The organism is Streptomyces flavofungini (assembly GCF_014650815.1).
In the GTDB taxonomy this organism is placed as follows: domain Bacteria; phylum Actinomycetota; class Actinomycetes; order Streptomycetales; family Streptomycetaceae; genus Streptomyces; species Streptomyces flavofungini.
Genome location: NZ_BMVR01000068.1, coordinates 1 through 774, shown reverse-complemented (window position 1 = coordinate 774; position 774 = coordinate 1). Strand labels below are relative to the sequence as shown.

At 71.8% G+C, this 774-nt stretch carries 1 protein-coding gene; it reads left to right on the top strand.

All coding sequences use genetic code 11. The annotated features are described in order from the left end of the window. Window positions 1-774: AMP-binding protein (locus IE274_RS39155; protein WP_190120722.1), on the top strand; the 774-nt coding region annotated here is incomplete at both ends.

The following is a 774-nucleotide window of genomic DNA, read 5'->3' as shown; positions in this document are numbered from 1 at the left end:
CGCAGTTGGCGTACGTGATGTACACGTCCGGCTCCACGGGTACGCCCAAGGGGGTCGGCGTCACCCACCAGGGCCTGGTCGACCTGGCCCTGGACCACCGGTACGCGGGGGACGCGCACCGACGCGTGCTGCACCACTCGGCGCAGGCTTTCGACGCCTCCACCTACGAGTTGTGGGTTCCGCTGCTGCGCGGCGGCACGCTCGTGCTCGCCCCGCCCGGCCGTCTGGACGCCGCCACGCTGGCCCGCACCATCGACGCACACCGGGTGACCGCGGCCTTCCTGTCTTCGGGCCTGTTCAGGGTGATCGCCGAGACAGGGCCGGGGGCCTTCACGGGCCTGCGGGAGATCTGGACCGGCGGCGACGTCATGTCTCCCACAGCGGTACGGGAGACCTTGCGGGCCTGTCCGGAGGTACGGGTCGTGAACGCGTACGGGCCCACGGAGATCACCATGGCCGCCACCTGCGAAACCATTACCCGGGCGGACGCGGTCGCCGAAACGGTGCCGATCGGGCAGCCGATGGACAACATGCGCGCCTACGTCCTGGACAGCGCGCTGCGGCCGGTGCCGCCGGGTGTGGCCGGTGAGCTGTATCTGGCCGGGACGGGCCTGGCACGCGGCTACCTCGGCCGCCTCGGCCTCACCGCGGGGCGGTTCGTGGCCAGCCCCTTCGGCACGCCTGGTGAGCGTATGTACCGCACGGGCGACATCGTGGCCTGGACGGCCGACGGTCACCTCGACTTCCGGGGCCGCGCGGACACCCAGGTGAAGA